Origin of the sequence: Leptospira broomii serovar Hurstbridge str. 5399 (genome assembly GCF_000243715.2) — a bacterium.
GTDB lineage: Bacteria > Spirochaetota > Leptospiria > Leptospirales > Leptospiraceae > Leptospira_B > Leptospira_B broomii.
Map to the genome: position 1 here is coordinate 390,055 of NZ_AHMO02000008.1, position 16,429 is coordinate 406,483.

A 16,429-nucleotide genomic window follows, 5' to 3' on the forward strand; every position below is an offset into this window, starting at 1 on the left:
CGTTTCTCCTATTTCACCGTCTCGACGTATTTTGCGCCTAGACTTTTAATGAACTCGGTGACGGAACTTTCCGAATAATTTGCGGAGTTGGAAGGAATCCAGAGCGCAAACTTGTCGTTAGTAATATCCGGATGTAAGATTTTCCGATTCAACCTCGGAAGTTTGGCAAGAATGAATAATGCTACAGCCGTCGAAACCCCCGCCATGAAAACGGTGAATTCGAATGTGATCGGAATATATGCAAACCAAGCATTCAGGCTTTTACCGGAGATGTTTATAGACCAGTCATACTTATGCGTTAGGTATTGCATTCCAAACCCTACAGTACAACCGAAAAGTCCCATAAAGAAAGTCACCCAAGGTATTCCCGAACGAGAAAGACCCATTGCATCGTCAAGCCCGTGGACCGGATACGGGGTGAAGCAATCGAATCCGGTATAACCTTTTTCTTTTGTCTTTTGAGCCGCGTCTACGATCTGGGAAGCGGTATCGAATAAACCGAATACTCCCGATTCTGTTTCCTGAAAGGAATGAAATTGTTCTTTAAGTGGTTTATACATTAGTGGTGGCCTCCATCTTTATGGGGCATAACCGTTTTTATTTCCGCAACGGCGATTACCGGGAGCAATCTACAGAAGAGTAAAAATAGGGTGAAGAAGATACCGAAGGTTCCTAAAAGCATCATGAAGTCGTAAACCGTCGGAATATAAACATCCCAGCTCGAAGGCAAGAAGTCCCTGTGCAGGGTCATTACGATCACGAAACGCTCGAACCACATTCCTATATTCACGATAATCGAAATGATGAACATAACCGGAATACTAGTCCGTAATTTCTTCCACCAGAATACCTGGGGAGCAAACACGTTACAGCTAAACATAATGAAGTAGGCCCATCCGTACGGTCCGAAAGCTCGGTTCACGAATGCAAATCCTTCATATTCGTTGCCGGAATACCAAGCCATGAAGAACTCCGTCGAGTAAGCGAGTCCTACGATCAAACCGGTTACCATGATCACCTTGTTCATATTTTCCAGGTGCTTCATAGTAATGTAATCTTTAAGATTGAATACCTCTCTCGCGATAACCATGAGAGTTACCACCATGGCGAAGCCCGAGAAGATTGCCCCAGCGACGAAGTACGGAGGGAAGATGGTCGTATGCCAACCGGGAAGTATCGATACTGCGAAGTCGAAGGATACAATCGTATGCACCGAAAGAACCAAAGGAGTCGATAGCGCCGCAAGAATCATCGCAACCGTCTCCAAGTGCGACCAAGCCCTATTGGAACCGACCCAGCCGAAAGAAAGTATATCATATACCATTCTTCGAACTTTGCCGGTAGCCCGATCGCGAACCGAAGCGATATCGGGGATGAGTCCTATATACCAGAATACCAACGAAATCGTTAAGTAGGTCGATACCGCAAAAGTATCCCAAATTAAGGGCGATCTAAAGTTTACCCAAAGAGGCCCTCTTTCGTTCGGATACGGAAACAACCAGTAACCCATCCACGGACGTCCGATATGGATGATCAATGTCGATGCCGCAGTTAGTACCGCAAAGATCGTCATTGCTTCCGCGGCACGGTTAATCCCTGTTCTCCACTCTTGGCGAAACAAGTAAAGAACCGCAGAAATCAATGTGCCTGCGTGACCGATACCGATCCAGAACACGAAGTTGACGATAAAGAATCCCCAACCTACAGGATTATTAATCCCGAGGATATAAAGGCCTTCATACACTAGGTATCCGATGATACCCAAATCGATTACTGTAATCGTTAAAGCCAAAAGAAATGCCTTCCACCATAAGGAAGTAGGAAAGGCTTCGACCGGCTTGAGGATATCCTCCGTTACGTCACGAACGGATTTGCCGCCGGTGACCAGGGGCTGGATATCCAGGGCTTCTTTGATTGCGTTAGGTATAGACATAGCGCTTCGTTTTACTCCGGATTAGATCTTGGTTCTGACCCTGGTCAAGTAAGCAACCGAGGGACCGACGTTTAGATATTCTAGCAAGCGATAAGCTCTTGGATCCGTGCTGAGTTTAGCGACTTCGGAAACTTTATCGTTCACATTTCCAAAGCTGATCGCGTCGGCCGGACAAGTTTGCTGGCAAGCAGTCTTAAGTTCGCCGTCTTTCAAAGTGCGACCCTCGTTCTTAGCTTGGATCTTTTTCTCAGCAATACGAGAAGAACAGAAGGTGCATTTTTCCATGACCCCGCGACCGCGAACGGTAACTTCAGGATTGAGTCCCAAATAGCGAGGTGCTCTTGCACCTTTCTGCGCTCCAGTTTCGTTATACCAATGCTGCGCCCAGTTATAACGACGTACTTTAAAGGGACAGTTGTTCGAGCAGTAACGAGTCCCTACGCAGCGGTTATAAATCATGTCGTTGGTTCCTTCCGAACCGTGAACAGTCGCAAGAACCGGACAAACCGTTTCGCAAGGAGCATTTTCACAATGCTGACACATCACCGGTTGATGCGCGATTTGCAGATCTTCCGGCTTATCGGGATTACCGATATAATAACGATCGATTCGAATCCAATGCATTTCGCGGCCGACTCGAACTTCGTCTCTTCCTACTGCAGGAATATTATTCTCGACTTGGCAAGCGATTACGCAAGCAGAGCATCCCGTACATGCAGTCAAGTCGATGCTCATTCCCCAGCGATAGCCTGGATAATCGAACACCGGATTCCCGCCCCGAGCATCCACCAATTTTCCGTCTTTTTTGATCTTCGGAATTTCAGACTCCGCCTTTCCGGAGGCCGGATCATTACGGTAGTCTTCGATAGAAGTGGATTGGATTAAAGGCCGATCCGGATAACCGAAACCGGGTGATAGCATATGGTGGTGCTGAGTGCAAGCCAGCTTGTATGTCTTTCCGGTCTTCTCTATCGAAGTCACGGAAATTCCCGAGAACACACCGCCTTCCGAAAGCGGATAGGCATTCTTACCTACACCGTTTCCGACGACTCCGACGGCGGTTCTTCCGTAGCCGACGGCAATACCTATCGTATCTTTGTGCATACCGGGTTGAACCTGTGCAGGCAGTTCGATAGAATGATTTGCGGTTTTAACGAGAACAACGTCGTTGGATTGAATGCCTTTCTCTTTTGCAAGTTGGGGAGAAATCAATACATAGTTGTCCCAAGTAACCTTAGTGACCGGATCAGGAAGTTCTTGTAAAAGAGAATTGTTCGCCCCTCTACCGTCGCCGATCGCAATCTTTTCGTAAAGAGCCAATCGAATTCCAGCCGACGTGGAAGAAATCTTCTTAAGCGCACCTCGGTTAAATCCACGAGATGCACCGGTCGCGATCTTTTTATCGGAAGCTTTTACGGTAGTTCCTACGCGAAGTAGATCTTCCCATTTTTGCTTAGAGCCGAGTTTTTTTACCCAAGAATTCTTTAGATATTCATAAAATACGCTTTCTCCGCCGAGAGAACCTCCAGCGAACTGAATCAAGCTGTCTTCGAAAGAGCGGCTGCGGAAAAGAGGCCTAATTGCAGGTTGCTGAATGGAGAAAATTCCTTTCGTTACTTCTGCGTCACCCCAAGATTCCAAGAAATGCGTGGTCGGAGCCAAGTAATTGGATGCGATCGCAGTTTCATCCGCACGATCCGAAAGGCTAACCACCAACGCTGCCTGGTGAAGAAGGTTTTTCCATTCTTCGCCTGCTTGATAAACAAGATTAGTATCGTATAGAAAAAGAACTCCAACCTTAGTTTGCTTGAGTTGCGCGCCGAGTTCTTTTAGATTTCCGGAATAATCGGCCGATCCTTCTTTTTTCGGATTGGAATGATCTACAGTCTTTCCGTCGTTGTCCAACGCGGAGTTCAAATAGTTCACTAGAATCTGAAGATCGACTGCATCTTTAGTGGCTGCGGAAAGTCCGCCGGCAACTACTAAGGACTTCCCTCTGTTTTGCCAAAGAGCTTTTGCAGTTTTCTTAATATTCTCCGCATCCAATCCCAGCTCGGTAGCCAAACCTGCCAGCGTAGCTCCGTTCAGAGCGTCTTTAGTATTGGCTCCCAGTTCTCCAAGGGCGGCAGCGATCGCAAGCGCGAACTTTGTCTGATCTCCAGGACGAATCGGAAGACGAAGATCGGCATTGGATCCCGACACAGTCGGAACGGATTCTGCCGCGACATAGAAGTTTACTTCTTTTCCACCCTTTCTGAGATTTCTACGTTTGGAAAAATCTTTCTGATGTTCTTCACCCGAAAGCCATCCACCCATAAAATCGCAATCGATAGAAAGAATCGCATTTGCTAAGTCAAAATGATAGTTAGGAATCAGGGCTTTTCCGTATGATGCCGCTTGACCCTTAGAAACCGCTTCTTCTGCGGAAGTTAAGGAAACTTCGTAATGCTTTCCGCCTCCGACAGCTTTTAAGAACTCGCCAATGAGTCCTTTCGTTGCAGGAGAATCCAGCGGAGGAGTTACTATAACCGTTTTACCTTTGTTTGCGTTTAGAGCTTCCCGAACTTTCGAATCCAAAACGGACCAATCGATTTTCTTTTCTTTTCCGGTTTCGATTAGCGCAGGATCTTGCGCACGATCCGGATCGTATAAATCGAAAATTGCCGCCTGCGTAGTCGCGCCCAAAGCCCCTTGAGAAACCGGGTGTTCCGGATTTCCTTCCAATTTTAGAGGTCGACCGTCTCTCGCTTTAACAAGAATTCCGTTTCCACGGTGTACGGTTGCGTAATAGTAAGAATGGCCGTGCTTAACGAAATCGTATGTTTCTCCTTCGTCACCGACTCTTAGGTCGACATAAGGAACGATTTTTTCTACAGGCTTACGGACGCAATTTAGGGAAGTCATAGCAACTCCCGCGCCCATTAATTTAAGGAAAGTTTTTCGGTCGAATTCACCGGATTTAATCCTAGCGATGATCGGATCCGGAGAAGTGAAGAATTCGGAGCGTTGGAGCTCCTTCGTTTCTTCCGCTTTGTCGCGAAGTTCGAAGGAGAGCCAGTGTGCTTTCTTTTCTTTCTGGAAATTCTTATTATCCATCTGTTATGCTATCTCCTGGTTATCTGTGGCAGGTGGAACAATCGGTTGGAGCATTGTTTTCCCGGTGACAATTCACGCAGTATCCCATATTCAAGGACGCGACTTGCTTGACTTTTACCATCTCGGCAACGTTGCCATGACATTGGGAACAGTCTACACCGCGCTGAATGTGTCGGGAGTGATTGAACTGAACATGATCGGGAAGATCATGAACCTTAACCCACTCAAGAGGTTGCTTCTTCTGGTAAGTTTCGATAAGATATTTAATGTCGGGCTTCTGAGTTGCCACCATAGAGTGACAATTCATACACGTCGATGTGTTAGGAACGGTTGCGTGAGCTCCCGTTTCCACACCCGTATGACAATAGCGGCAATCTACCTTATTGTCTCCGGCATGTATCTTATGGTTAAAGGGTATAGGCTGGTCTGGCGAATAGCCCACGTATTTGGAGGGAGAAAAGATCAGGTAGGCCACCGCTGCAATAGCAATGAGCGGAACCGAAAGTTTCAAAGCTTTCTTATTCATTCGTGAAAAGTCCCGTGGAGTCCAAAATAAGGTTTGGAACAAAGATTTCGGCTTGGGTTAAAATTGCAAGTAAACGCCTAAAAACGCAAAGGATTCGGCGATCTCTGCAAAATTTCTTTGAGACTAAGTATCAATTAAAAGCTAGTAAAAAAGATGAACGATAAATGCGGCTTTTTAATTTTTCTGCTTCTATAGAGTCGAGAAAAGCGTTCTATGCACAAAAGATCAGAACGATCGTTCTTAATAACTTGCAAAAAACGTAAAATAGAGGGACGAATATCATGATGAAACGGGCAAAAAAAAATCTAAAATGCGACGATCGAAGACGAATATTTTTTCAATTTCCGCTGATTGCTCTTTCTGCCTTGATAATAATGTCCTCCATTGCCGCGGATGACTCTCCTTCCAACCTCACAATTTCCAGTTTTAATGCGATGTTCTTATACGATGAAAAGGGGGATATGGGTAAATTTCCGGTAAATCGGCAAGCGAGATTGCCTGCGGATTTCGCGACGATTCGGACGATAGTTCTGCAAAATTCTCCGGATATAATAGGATTTCAGGAAATCGAAAACGAGTCCGCGATCAGAATGGTTACCAACGAAAACTATAATTGCTCTGCCACCAGAACTCATGGATATTCCCAGGAAGTGGGCCTATGTTGGAAAAAATCGCTCCCGAATCCGATGTTAAGCGAATTGCCGCAACTTTCGCTCAGGCCAGGCTTAAGAAAAGGATTGATGGCTGAATTTTCTTTTCCGCAGGGAAAACTTACGGTGATTTCCGTTCATTTAAAGGCCGGTAAATCCGCCGAAGATCAGTCCGAACGCCAAGAGCAAATAAAGGTATTAGGAGAAATTTTAGAAAGAAAGAAAAGATTCGTCCTTTTAGGCGATTTTAACGAGAACTTAAAATCGAAGAGATCGTCTTGGAATATGCTGAAAGGAGAGCGTCGCTTAGCAACGGCCAACTATAAAGCGAAATCAAATTGTTGGCAGCATAAAAAAGGATTTATCGACTATCTGATCACAGATCAGGAATGGAAACCCGGAAGTTTTCGACAATTTAAATTCAAAACCGACGACGGACATTACGACGGGAATCCGCCTGAAGAACTAAGACTTTCCGATCATTGCCCAATTTCGGGGGAGCTGGTTTGGCAGAACGATCGAAGTCGGCGTAATTCCCATTCAGAATCAAAACCGGAGTAAAAGCGCACTTCCTTTCTCAAAATTTTTCAAAGAATAAAACTAGGAACCGCGAACTTATAAGGACTGAGTTCTGTGGGAGCTCACACAAGACCCTGCACAAGAAAGTTCATTGCAAGAAAGGGATATGTATGATATAGGGGTTGCGGGTTTCTCCCACGAGCCCTCCTCCACCACCCGAACCTGGGCGGGGGCCGTCGGCCCCAAAGGCGGAACGGCCATTCCGGTCTAAGTTCTATTTCGATCAATCCCGTTGTAAGTCCGGTATTTGAGAAAAGAATTCCAAGCACTCAGGATTGAAAAGGGCATCCTTATTCGAAATCGGTTGCTGTTGGACCGCCCGCTTAACCGCAATTTCGACCTTTTTCATATTTCTAGTATACGGTATGTCCGGCACTTCTAGTATTTTTGAAGGAACATGCCGGGGAGAGACTTTATCCTTGATCTCCTTCCGGATAAAACTTTCAAATTCGGGAGTTAGATTCTTACCCTGGCTCATCTTTAAAAATAGGACAACCCGAACATCATCTTTCCAATCCTGTCCGATTACGACGGAATCGGCTATTTCAGGAATCGTTTCGAGCAAACTGTATAAATCTGCAGTGCCGATTCTGACTCCTCCGGGATTTAGCGTAGCATCGGATCGGCCGTAGACGATCATTCCTCCATGCTCGGTAATTTCCGCAAAATCGCCGTGTCGCCAAATTTCAGGGAAAACGTCGAAATATGCGCTTCTATATTTTTCTCCATCGGTATCATTCCAAAACTCAAGAGGCATGGAAGGAAATGGTTGAGTGCAAACCAATTCACCCTTGCCTTCACGCATTCGGTTTCCCGCATCGTCAAAAATTTGAACCGACATCCCGAGTCCCAAACATTGGAGTTCACCTTCATAAACAGGTAAATTCGGATTTCCTAATGCAAAACAGCCGTTTAAATCCGTTCCTCCGGAGATCGAGGAAAGCCTAACGTCTCTTTTCCAGGAATCATACACGTATCGAAAACCGTATCCTGGTAGCGGAGAACCGGTGGAGAGAATCGTCCTTAAGGACGATAAATTTTGAGTCGGCCGAAATTTGTCCTTCTCCAGGCTTAAAATGTATTTAGCTCCGACTCCGAAAACGTTAGTTCTCTTTTCGGTAGCATACTTAAATAAGACACCAGGGTCAGGGTAAAAAGGATTTCCATCAAAAAGTTGAACTGTCGCTCCTATGGATAGAGCGCTGACGAGCCAATTCCACATCATCCATCCGCAGGTCGTATAATAAAAAATCCGATCCTCCTCGTTTAGATCGGTATGTAGGGCGAGTTCTTTCCAGTGATTGAGAAATACTCCTGCACCCTGGACCATACATTTAGGGAGTCCGGTCGTTCCGGAAGAATACATTATATAAACGGGATGATCGAAAGAAAGCTGCTCGAATCGCGGACTTTTTCCTAAAAACGCTTTTGAAGCATCATAGAGAGGCATCGCAATCGAGGGGAAGTTTCGTAATCCTTCTGTAGAATTTGCATTCTGAACGGACGGATAGGTCGATACTAAGATAACTTTCAGATATGTAAGTTGTTCCGATATTTCCTTAACGATTGTTGATAATGGAAGATTCTTTCCCTTAAACTCGTAACGATCCGTCGTTATTAAAACTTTCGGCTGAATCTGCCCGAATCTATCTAGAACGCCCTTGGCGCCGAAATCGGGAGAACAGGATGACCAGACGGCTCCAACTGCAGTGGCGGAAAGCATCGCAACGACAGTATCCGGAACATTAGGCATCAGACCCGCAATTCTATCGCCTGGCAAAATACCTATGGATCTAAAATACTCGGATAAGGCTCCTACCCTCCGCCAGAGTTCGGAAAAGGTCAGATCTTCTAAGGCTCCGCTTTCTCCGGCATAAATAATTGCAAGCTTGTCGTCTTTTCTGCGTAATAAATTTTCCGCAAAATTCAGTTTCGCGCCAGGGAAAAACCTTACGTCCCGAAACGTTTTACCTTTGCGAAAAATTTCCTCGTAAGGGTGAGAATGAATGACGGGAGCATACTGCCAAAGAAGTCCCCAAAAATCTGCGGAGGAAGTTACGGACCAAGAATGCAATTCCGAATAGCTAAGGAATGATTTTCCCGTTTTTTTTTCGACAAACCGTTGGAAGTTCGTCATTCGGGAATTAGCAATCTGTTCGGTATTTGGGTTCCAAATCGGTTCGTTCATATTCGGCACGTAATGCTTGAGAAAAATCCCACTTTGGTCAACAGGAATTTGGTTGAGTAAGTAGAGCGAATCACTTAACTATGTGGCGGGAGAATTCACTTGCTCAATTTTCAGACCCATTTTGACGTCCCGACTCTTTTGTTTTTATGCATTAGCATTCTTTATGCCGGGCACGGTTTCATACACCAACTGATCGTCGGAGGGGCGATTTCGGTTTTTCAACATCCAGACGAAAGGCAATCTCGCCTGATTTTAATGATCTGGATCGCAACCGGAGGGTTTATGAGTTTTTTAGGCCTACTCCCGACGACTCTCTTACTTTTATTCGGTCCGGAACCGGCGCCGGTGAAGGCCGCGCTGTGGACGAACTTTATTGCACTGGGTTTTTTAGCGTTTCACTCTCTTATTTGCGGATTGAAACAGCTTCCCAAGCCGCTTAGAGTCGGTTTCTATTTCACTTTAGCATTTGCTGTGGCGCATCTTGCCTTTTTGATTCTTCACGGAAAAATATAAAAAGACGACGTTAACCTTGTAAAGGTTCAAAAAAGGCCAGATTCTCCGGACCTTCGTGGATCACAATTCTCTCCACTCTCCCGTCCGCTGCGCTCACGCTTTCTTTGAGACCGCTATAAAACCAGCGAGCCATATTTTCCGACGTAGGGTTGATTTTTCTAAAATCGATATGTTCGTTAATCAGAATATGGTCCAATTCGGAGACCAGCTCCCTAAGCTTCTTTTTGGAAGTAAGAAAATCGAAACTAATCCCGTCTTTCCCTATATTCTTTCTTCCGGATAAATAAACTTCCACTTTAAAGGAATGGCCATGAATCGGCTCATCAGAGCCGTCTGGGAAATATTTATAAAGAAAATGTGAGGATTCAAAGCGTTCCTCTATCCGGATATAGAATTTGCCTGCTTCTTGAAAAAACATGGAATTGACTAACGGTCCGGGAGTCTATATACTGGAAGGAAACCCGTACTAATAGGAGATTTTCCACATGTCGGAAGCGGTCAAGCCAAGATTTTATAAGGAAATGACGGTGGGTGAAGCGATTGCTTTGCATCCGGAAGCCGGCCTCGTTTTTTCAAGTTACCACTTAGGCGGTTGTTCTCATTGTTCCATCAATGAACTGGAGACGATCGAACAAGTTTGCATGGGCTATGGTGTAGAAGTAGAAGTACTGATTGAGAGCCTAAACAATCTGATGGAAGACGGAGAAGAATAATATCTCCGCGTTTTTCTTAAATCTCGAACGAGAATTTTCGAGGATTGCCGTGGGAGCTCCAACAAAGATGTAGAGCGAGAAAATCCGTTGCAAGAAATGGATATGTATGATATAAGGGCTGCGGGTTTCTCCCACAAGCCCTCCTCCACCACCCGAACCTGGGTGGGGGCCGTCGGCCCAAAAGGCGGAACGGCCATTCCGAAATATTAGACCGGAGTTAATCTTCTTCAGGGATATAGTAGTATCTTGTTCCAGCCTTTCGAAAGTATCTTGTAATTTCCCCGGTCCAACCTTCCACCACTTTTAAGCGCCTTCTAAATGTATCTTCGGGAATGCGAAACGTGTCGCCCAAGGTATCGTAACGAAAAAAACGGATTCCTCTTGCATTACGAATCATTAATAGGTTTCCCGGCTCGGTCTCCCAATGCCTTTCCCCTTCCCAAGTAAAGTAGATTGTGCGACTTGGAAAGACTGGATACTTTCTTCCTTCGTACAAGACCCTATCCTTACTTCTATCAACGTTTCGAAAAATTTTTTTGGGACCGCTTTTAATAATAAAGTTAATGGTTCCACAACGAAAGGTTAAGAATAGAGGAATTCCGGAAAAAGTCATTCCTTCGATTCCTAACGGCGGTGTCACTTGCGTCGTCAAAGAGCCAGTGCTCTTGGTAATACGATCCAATTTTGTTCTCATCGAATCGTCTAAAAATTCTACGGTATCGTCTTTTCTAATTTTTTCTAACTGTCGGTAAATAATGTCGAACTCGCGCTTCTCATATGCTTTGTTCTTTACGAAGCCGTCCAACTGGCGTTTTAAATTAGCCAATCTCGCTCGAAAATAAGGAGTATCGTTCCTGCTGGCAACGTCGAACATTTCTTCCCATAAAGTTTCCAGTTCACGGACTTCGGTATTTCTATCAAAGGTACTTTTTTCAACTTCCTCCAATATGTAGCGAAATCTACGTTTTAAATCGAAAAGAAATCGGGAATCCTTGACTCGTTCCATGGGGTAGTCCTACTATTATCGGTTCATCTTGAAGAATAGGAAAATATGTTTAGCCGAGATTTTCTATCCGCCGAATCAGTTTGCGTGTTTTCGCATCTTAATCGAAAGAATAATTCCGGCGGCGATCATCGACATAATTAGGTGCGAACCTCCGTAACTCATGAATGATAAAGGAATCCCGGTTACGGGCATCAGCCCTAAGACGATTCCGATATTAATCGCCATATGGTAGAAAAGTAAGGCAACAATACCCGAAGCGAGTAACGATCCGAAACGGTCCTTACTTTCATAACTGATCTGCAGGCCTCGTAAAGGAATGGAAAACAAGAAGAAAAGTAAAAAGACCGAACCGATAAATCCGGTCTGTTCTGCCCAAGAGGCGAAAATAAAATCCGTACTTGATTCGGGAACGTGAGGAATTTTCCCTTCGGTCATTTCCGCGTTTAAGAACCCTTTCCCTACTAGCTTTCCGGAGCCGACGGCCGGTTTGGATGCGCGCAATTGATAACCGGCTCCCTGCTTAAATTCGTCCGGATTGAGGAACGCCGTTAAACGAATTACCTGATTTTCACGAAAGGGAACTGTTTTCATAACCACAACGGCGGAAAGGATGCTGATCCCGACTATTCCGAGAGGAATATAATACGTTCTTAAAGTTTTTGCGCCTCGAGCGATACGGAGCAGAATCATGATTACACTCAGTACGATTAAAGTCCCGCCTACTCCGATCAACAATCCCTGATTGGACAAAAGTTTAAAAACAAAACTCGCTTCTAAATCGATTACCTGATCGACGGCTTCTCGTAACGAGCCCAACGTCTTAGGCGTTAGATTTACGCCTGCGATATCTTTTCCGTCAAGGACCTGCCAAATCTTTCCCCCAAGTCGGTTTACGATAGATAATAAATCCGTTTTCCCAGTCCTCTGCAAGAAGGCCAAAATATCGTTTAACAAAGTCAAACGTGAATACTCCACATACATAGGAATCAACAAGGAAATTCCCCCCAAAGTCAGGAAAGAACTAATGTGAAGATAGTCAGCTCCGCCTAAGAACAGCATTGTGAATAAAATTGGAAGAAAAGAGACTGCCGTCCCGAAATCGGGCTGCAAAAGAATCAACGCCATCGGAACGAGCACGATCACGAAAGGAAGAATCAAAACCGTGATTTTCTTCATTTCCTTTTCTCTCAGCACGAGATATTGTCCGAGAAGAATTACCGTGGATAATTTAGCGAATTCCGAAGCCTGAATTCCAACCGGTCCGATTTTCAACCAGGAACGAGCTCCGCGACCGGAAGGCAAATAACCTATTCCCGGAATCAAAGTAAGCACAAGAAGGAATATTACGAATAAGTAAATGAACAATGCATACGAACCGATCAACTGGTAGTTCACTCGAGAGATGAACCACATTGCGACTAACCCTATGAGAAAATACAGAAACTGTCTCGCCCATTTATGAGCGAACAACCCTGATCCTTGGTCGTCGAAATTGAATTCCTGAGAATATAAAGTAAGTACGCTGCATAAAACGACTATAACTACCGAGATCACGAGAAAGTAGTCGATGCGATCGATGGATCTATCTGACATCATTGGATTTCTCCGGAAGAACGGGGGAACCGGGTTCTGGAGCTTCCACGACCCGTTTGAAACTACCCGGTGGGAAGGCTGCTCGAAACATTTCTCTTGCGACCGGTGCCGCGCCCGCGGCCCCACCGATACCGTATTCGACGAAGACTGCGATTAAAACCTGCTCGCTTACGGGCGCACTAGCAGGCGCATATCCTACAAACCAAGCATGATTCGATCCCGACGAACCTCTTCTTCTAGTTTGGGCTGTTCCCGTTTTTCCGGCGATATCCGGTAATCCGGGTTTGTTAAGAACGTAAGACGCAGTTCCGCTTTTGACCACCAAACGTAGTCCTGCCTTAATGGCCTCGACTGTGGAAGGCTGGATCGGGATGTCTCTTAATATCTGAGGTTCAGTGCGATTGATAATCGAATTATCTACGGGATCTCGAATTTCACTTACGGTATAGGGCTGATAGATTTGTCCTCGATTAAGCAAACCTGCGTAAAAAAGCGCCATTCCCAGTGGAGTTACGGACATGAAGCCCTGTCCTATGGAAAGATTGATCGTATCCCCGTCGAACCATTTCGTTCCATACGTTCTCTTCTTCCATGCCGAAGAAGGGACAAAGCCTTGCTTTTCGTCCGGAAGATCGATATTGGATTTTGCATCCAATCCGAAAAGACGAGAATACGTTAGGATCGGATCGGATCCCAATTTGTAGCCGAGATTATAAAAGTAAACCGAACAGGACTTTTGTAGTGCGTGTGCCAAATCATTTGTTCCATGGCCGCCTTTTTCCCAACATAGGAAAACCTGATCGGGAACTCCTGCAAACGTGGATTTTAATATAAAACTTCCATTACAACTGTATGTGGTCTCGGGAGTGTAATCCACTTTATGACCGCTCTCCAACGCCGCTAAAGCAACTAACGTTTTGTATGTGGACGCGGGAGGAAATTTCGATTGTATCGCTAAATTTAAAAATCCGCCGTTCGAATCTACGCGTTTATAATGCGCCGTTCGTTCGGACCGGTTTTTGCCCGATAGAACGTTAGGATCAAAACTGGGATTAGAAGCCATTGCCAATACTTCCCCGGTAGCAGGACGCATCGCGATTGCCGTTCCCCTCGCTCCCTTTAACGCTTTATAAGCTGCGATCTGGATGTCTTTATCGATCGTGAGGATCAGGTTGTTCCCCGGAGTCGAATGCTCCACGACTCTCTCTTCTTCTATATTGCCTTCGGAACTGCGCTTTTGGATTCGAAAACCGTCTGTTCCGCGCAATCTGTCGTCATATTCCAATTCCAAGCCGCTCTTCCCAAGCCATTGATAGGATTTAATCTCTCGTGTTAAAAGATCCGTTTTGGACGGTTTCCCGATATATCCCGTGACATGCGCGAGAGCCGGACCCATTTTGTAGATGCGTCGAGGCGACGGGACCAAAATTACGTATTTCGAAATCGTATCGAATACCGAAATCCTTTCCTGTTGCGCCTTGCTGATCGCCTCAAGCAAAACGAAGGGCTTTTTCGATTTAATATTCTTGGAGAATCTCGGTTCTATCAAATCCTCTTCGTAGTACGACATCGGAATCGAAAGCGTTCTAGCGAATTCATGCAAGAAATTTCGAACTTTCGAAGGATCGTATTTTAAAAGAGACGTATTTAAGACGGCGTCCAAACTGGAATAATTGGAGACCAGTGCCATAGAAGTCTCCGGAGTAAGAAAATTCCGATCAAACATTTCTCCGCGAGCTGCGGGAATCGTCTCACTCTTTCGAACGAACTTTTCAGCTTTTAAGGAATTATTCGTCCCTTGAACGATTTGCAGATTAAAAAGCTGGATCACGAAGGAGGCCAACGTAAATACCACAAAACCGGAAAATACGTAAAGACGAACTCGAAAGCTCCTCTCTAGTTTAAACTCTGTGGATGTGGGAGATCCTCCGAGCACTTAAGCCTCCACTTGTTCCAGTCTGTACAATTTACCGAGTAAATAAAAGAACAACGGAGCGATGATCGCGTTGTAAATCGACGTACTGAAGATAGAATAGCTTAAATTCTCGTGAAAGAAAAGCGAAAATAGAAAATAAGTGGCCACTCGCGTGATTAGGGTGATTACCAAAGAGTAAAGAGTTATAGAAAGATAATTCTCATGGTATGCCGACCTGGCGAATTTACCGATCAAATATCCCATTACACAGAACGTTAAGGAATGTAATCCGATCTTATAAGTCATTACATTCCCGACTATCTCTCCCCCCAAACCGGAGTCGGAGAGTAACCCACCGAAAAAGCCGATCCAAATCCCGGCCATTGCGCCCTTTCGAAGCGCGAAGAAAAGTACGAACAGGACCATAAAGTCCGGTTTATTTCCCCACATTTCCAAGGCATTTGTCCCGTTTAGGAAGTGAGAAATAAAAATGCCCGCAGCTATGACTACATATTCGAGGATCATTCGTTTTGTTCCTCTTCGGAGAAGCCGGAGCCGCCATCCACCTTTGGTTTTACAGGCTTTCTATTCTGAGGCTGAGGAGGAATTGTTCCGCCTTGCACCGGAGGAACCGGATTCTTTGGCTCCCGATCTTCCTTCGGATAATTTAACTCCCCAAAATAAGGATTTTCAATATTAATATTTTGACCTTCAGGCCAAGTCTCCGCCCATTTTTCCGGAAGTTTCATTACGATCGTAACTGACTCCAGCATATCAAAGCGAACGAAAGGTTTCAAAAATGCAGTCTTGAAACTTCCGTTCCTAGGGCCTTCTTCCGTGATGATCCCGACGGGAATTCCCGGCGGAAACACTCCGGAAGACCCGGACGAATAAACGGCCTTTCCGATCTTGCTCAGAGATTCCGTATATTGGATCATTTCGGTGGGACCCATCGGATAATCTCCAAAAACCCTCGGATCGATAACGATACCGCTATCGATATAATTCATCAATGCTTCCGTTCCGCGTCCTGAGTTCCCTGAAAGACTTGCCCACAAGTTGCTGTCCGGAATCGAAACCCCCATATTAAAATTGGAATTGATTAAGGGCTGAACGACTGCCGATCCTCCGGTGACTGCTATCACCTTGCCGACAAGCGCTTCGATGATTTCGCCCTTTTGATCCACTGAACGGGCCGTGACTGGCATATAAGGTTTAATCCCTGCTTCGGAACCTTTATCGATGATGATCGTTCTATATATCGAATTCAAACGAACGGAAAGAACCTCCGCTTTCACGCTGGAAAACTTTTGCCTCGTATTGAAATGCAATTCTCGACGGAGCGTCTCGTTTTCCCTCCCTAGACGATCCAGGTCTTGCGGAAGAAGTTTATATTCATCCATGGCGGCGACGCAAGCGTCTCGCTCTTGCCGAACGGTTTCGAAAGATTCAAGTTTCGTATAGGCGCCCTTAAAGAAGGAACCGATTCCGTCGATTGAACCCGAAACCGTATCCCCCACTCTTTGAAAGCTTGCAATCCCTCGTACTAGCACATTACTTTTAAATGTTAGCGATAATAAAGAGAATAGAATACAAAAAAGGAGGGAGACAGTTTCCTTACTCTTACTGACCTGAATCCAAAGCATGTAACGTTTAGCAACCCGCCCAGCCTTAGATCGCTCGGACCGGCGACTCGGGCGGGATGTCCCCCGAAGGA

14 protein-coding genes are annotated in these 16,429 nt (G+C 45.4%); 3 read left to right on the forward strand and 11 right to left on the reverse strand.

Going from position 1 to position 16,429, the window contains the following annotated elements; all coding sequences use genetic code 11:
- Window positions 1–8: 8 nt before the first annotated feature.
- Genes LEP1GSC050_RS07160 through LEP1GSC050_RS07175 form a run of 4 tightly spaced genes read right to left on the reverse strand, consistent with a single transcriptional unit; the run spans window position 9 to window position 5,555 of the window.
- On the reverse strand, window positions 9–560 hold the full coding sequence (locus LEP1GSC050_RS07160) for a DUF3341 domain-containing protein (protein WP_010570561.1): 552 nt from the start codon (window positions 558–560) through the stop codon (window positions 9–11).
- Complete coding sequence (nrfD, locus tag LEP1GSC050_RS07165) at window positions 560–1,927, reverse strand: NrfD/PsrC family molybdoenzyme membrane anchor subunit (RefSeq protein ID WP_156895985.1); 1,368 nt, start codon at window positions 1,925–1,927, stop codon at window positions 560–562. Before nrfD ends, LEP1GSC050_RS07160 begins: the two co-directional genes overlap by 1 nt.
- A 27-nt stretch (window positions 1,928–1,954) precedes the next feature.
- Window positions 1,955–5,029 carry a TAT-variant-translocated molybdopterin oxidoreductase gene (locus LEP1GSC050_RS07170; RefSeq protein ID WP_010570563.1) on the reverse strand — a complete coding sequence of 1,025 codons (3,075 nt, stop codon included), beginning with the start codon at window positions 5,027–5,029 and terminating at the stop codon, window positions 1,955–1,957.
- A 19-nt stretch (window positions 5,030–5,048) separates the two neighbouring features.
- Entirely contained in the window at window positions 5,049–5,555 is a 507-nt protein-coding gene (locus LEP1GSC050_RS07175) for a cytochrome c3 family protein (protein ID WP_010412238.1), read from the reverse strand.
- Window positions 5,556–5,839: 284 nt separating this feature from the next.
- On the opposite strand from LEP1GSC050_RS07175, the gene LEP1GSC050_RS07180 reads away from it, so the two are divergent.
- Window positions 5,840–6,766: an endonuclease/exonuclease/phosphatase family protein gene (locus LEP1GSC050_RS07180; RefSeq protein WP_020987770.1), complete on the forward strand. Its 927-nt coding sequence runs from the start codon at window positions 5,840–5,842 to the stop codon at window positions 6,764–6,766.
- 241 nt (window positions 6,767–7,007) lie between these two features.
- Here the strand turns inward: LEP1GSC050_RS07180 and LEP1GSC050_RS07185 are convergent, their stop codons facing one another.
- Window positions 7,008–8,972, reverse strand: coding sequence for an acetoacetate--CoA ligase (locus LEP1GSC050_RS07185; protein WP_020987652.1), 1,965 nt, complete (start codon window positions 8,970–8,972; stop codon window positions 7,008–7,010).
- A 99-nt stretch (window positions 8,973–9,071) separates the two neighbouring features.
- Between LEP1GSC050_RS07185 and LEP1GSC050_RS07190 the strand changes: the two genes are divergently transcribed.
- On the forward strand, window positions 9,072–9,485 hold the full coding sequence (locus tag LEP1GSC050_RS07190) for a hypothetical protein (protein ID WP_010570566.1): 414 nt from the start codon (window positions 9,072–9,074) through the stop codon (window positions 9,483–9,485).
- Between the two features lie 10 nt (window positions 9,486–9,495).
- Here the strand turns inward: LEP1GSC050_RS07190 and LEP1GSC050_RS07195 are convergent, their stop codons facing one another.
- Window positions 9,496–9,903 (reverse strand): 6-carboxytetrahydropterin synthase, encoded by a 408-nt coding sequence (locus tag LEP1GSC050_RS07195; protein WP_010570567.1) that lies wholly within the window; start codon window positions 9,901–9,903, stop codon window positions 9,496–9,498.
- 67 nt (window positions 9,904–9,970) lie between these two features.
- On the opposite strand from LEP1GSC050_RS07195, the gene LEP1GSC050_RS07200 reads away from it, so the two are divergent.
- On the forward strand, window positions 9,971–10,198 hold the full coding sequence (locus LEP1GSC050_RS07200) for a DUF1858 domain-containing protein (protein ID WP_010413863.1): 228 nt from the start codon (window positions 9,971–9,973) through the stop codon (window positions 10,196–10,198).
- Window positions 10,199–10,415: 217 nt separating this feature from the next.
- On the opposite strand, the gene LEP1GSC050_RS07205 is transcribed toward LEP1GSC050_RS07200, so the two are convergent.
- The 5 genes from LEP1GSC050_RS07205 to mreC form a co-directional block, all read right to left on the reverse strand.
- The gene (locus LEP1GSC050_RS07205) at window positions 10,416–11,204 is read right to left on the reverse strand and encodes a hypothetical protein (protein WP_010570568.1); all 789 of its coding nucleotides are present in this window, start codon (window positions 11,202–11,204) and stop codon (window positions 10,416–10,418) included.
- A gap of 75 nt (window positions 11,205–11,279) precedes the next feature.
- Complete coding sequence (rodA, locus tag LEP1GSC050_RS07210) at window positions 11,280–12,800, reverse strand: rod shape-determining protein RodA (RefSeq protein WP_040911216.1); 1,521 nt, start codon at window positions 12,798–12,800, stop codon at window positions 11,280–11,282.
- Complete coding sequence (gene mrdA, locus LEP1GSC050_RS07215) at window positions 12,787–14,733, reverse strand: penicillin-binding protein 2 (RefSeq protein WP_010570569.1); 1,947 nt, start codon at window positions 14,731–14,733, stop codon at window positions 12,787–12,789. The genes rodA and mrdA overlap by 14 nt, the downstream gene beginning before the upstream one ends.
- Window positions 14,734–15,237 carry a rod shape-determining protein MreD gene (mreD, locus tag LEP1GSC050_RS07220; protein ID WP_010570570.1) on the reverse strand — a complete coding sequence of 168 codons (504 nt, stop codon included), beginning with the start codon at window positions 15,235–15,237 and terminating at the stop codon, window positions 14,734–14,736.
- Window positions 15,234–16,358 carry a rod shape-determining protein MreC gene (mreC, locus tag LEP1GSC050_RS07225; RefSeq protein ID WP_010570571.1) on the reverse strand — a complete coding sequence of 375 codons (1,125 nt, stop codon included), beginning with the start codon at window positions 16,356–16,358 and terminating at the stop codon, window positions 15,234–15,236. Before mreC ends, mreD begins: the two co-directional genes overlap by 4 nt.
- Between the last annotated feature and the right edge of the window lie 71 nt (window positions 16,359–16,429).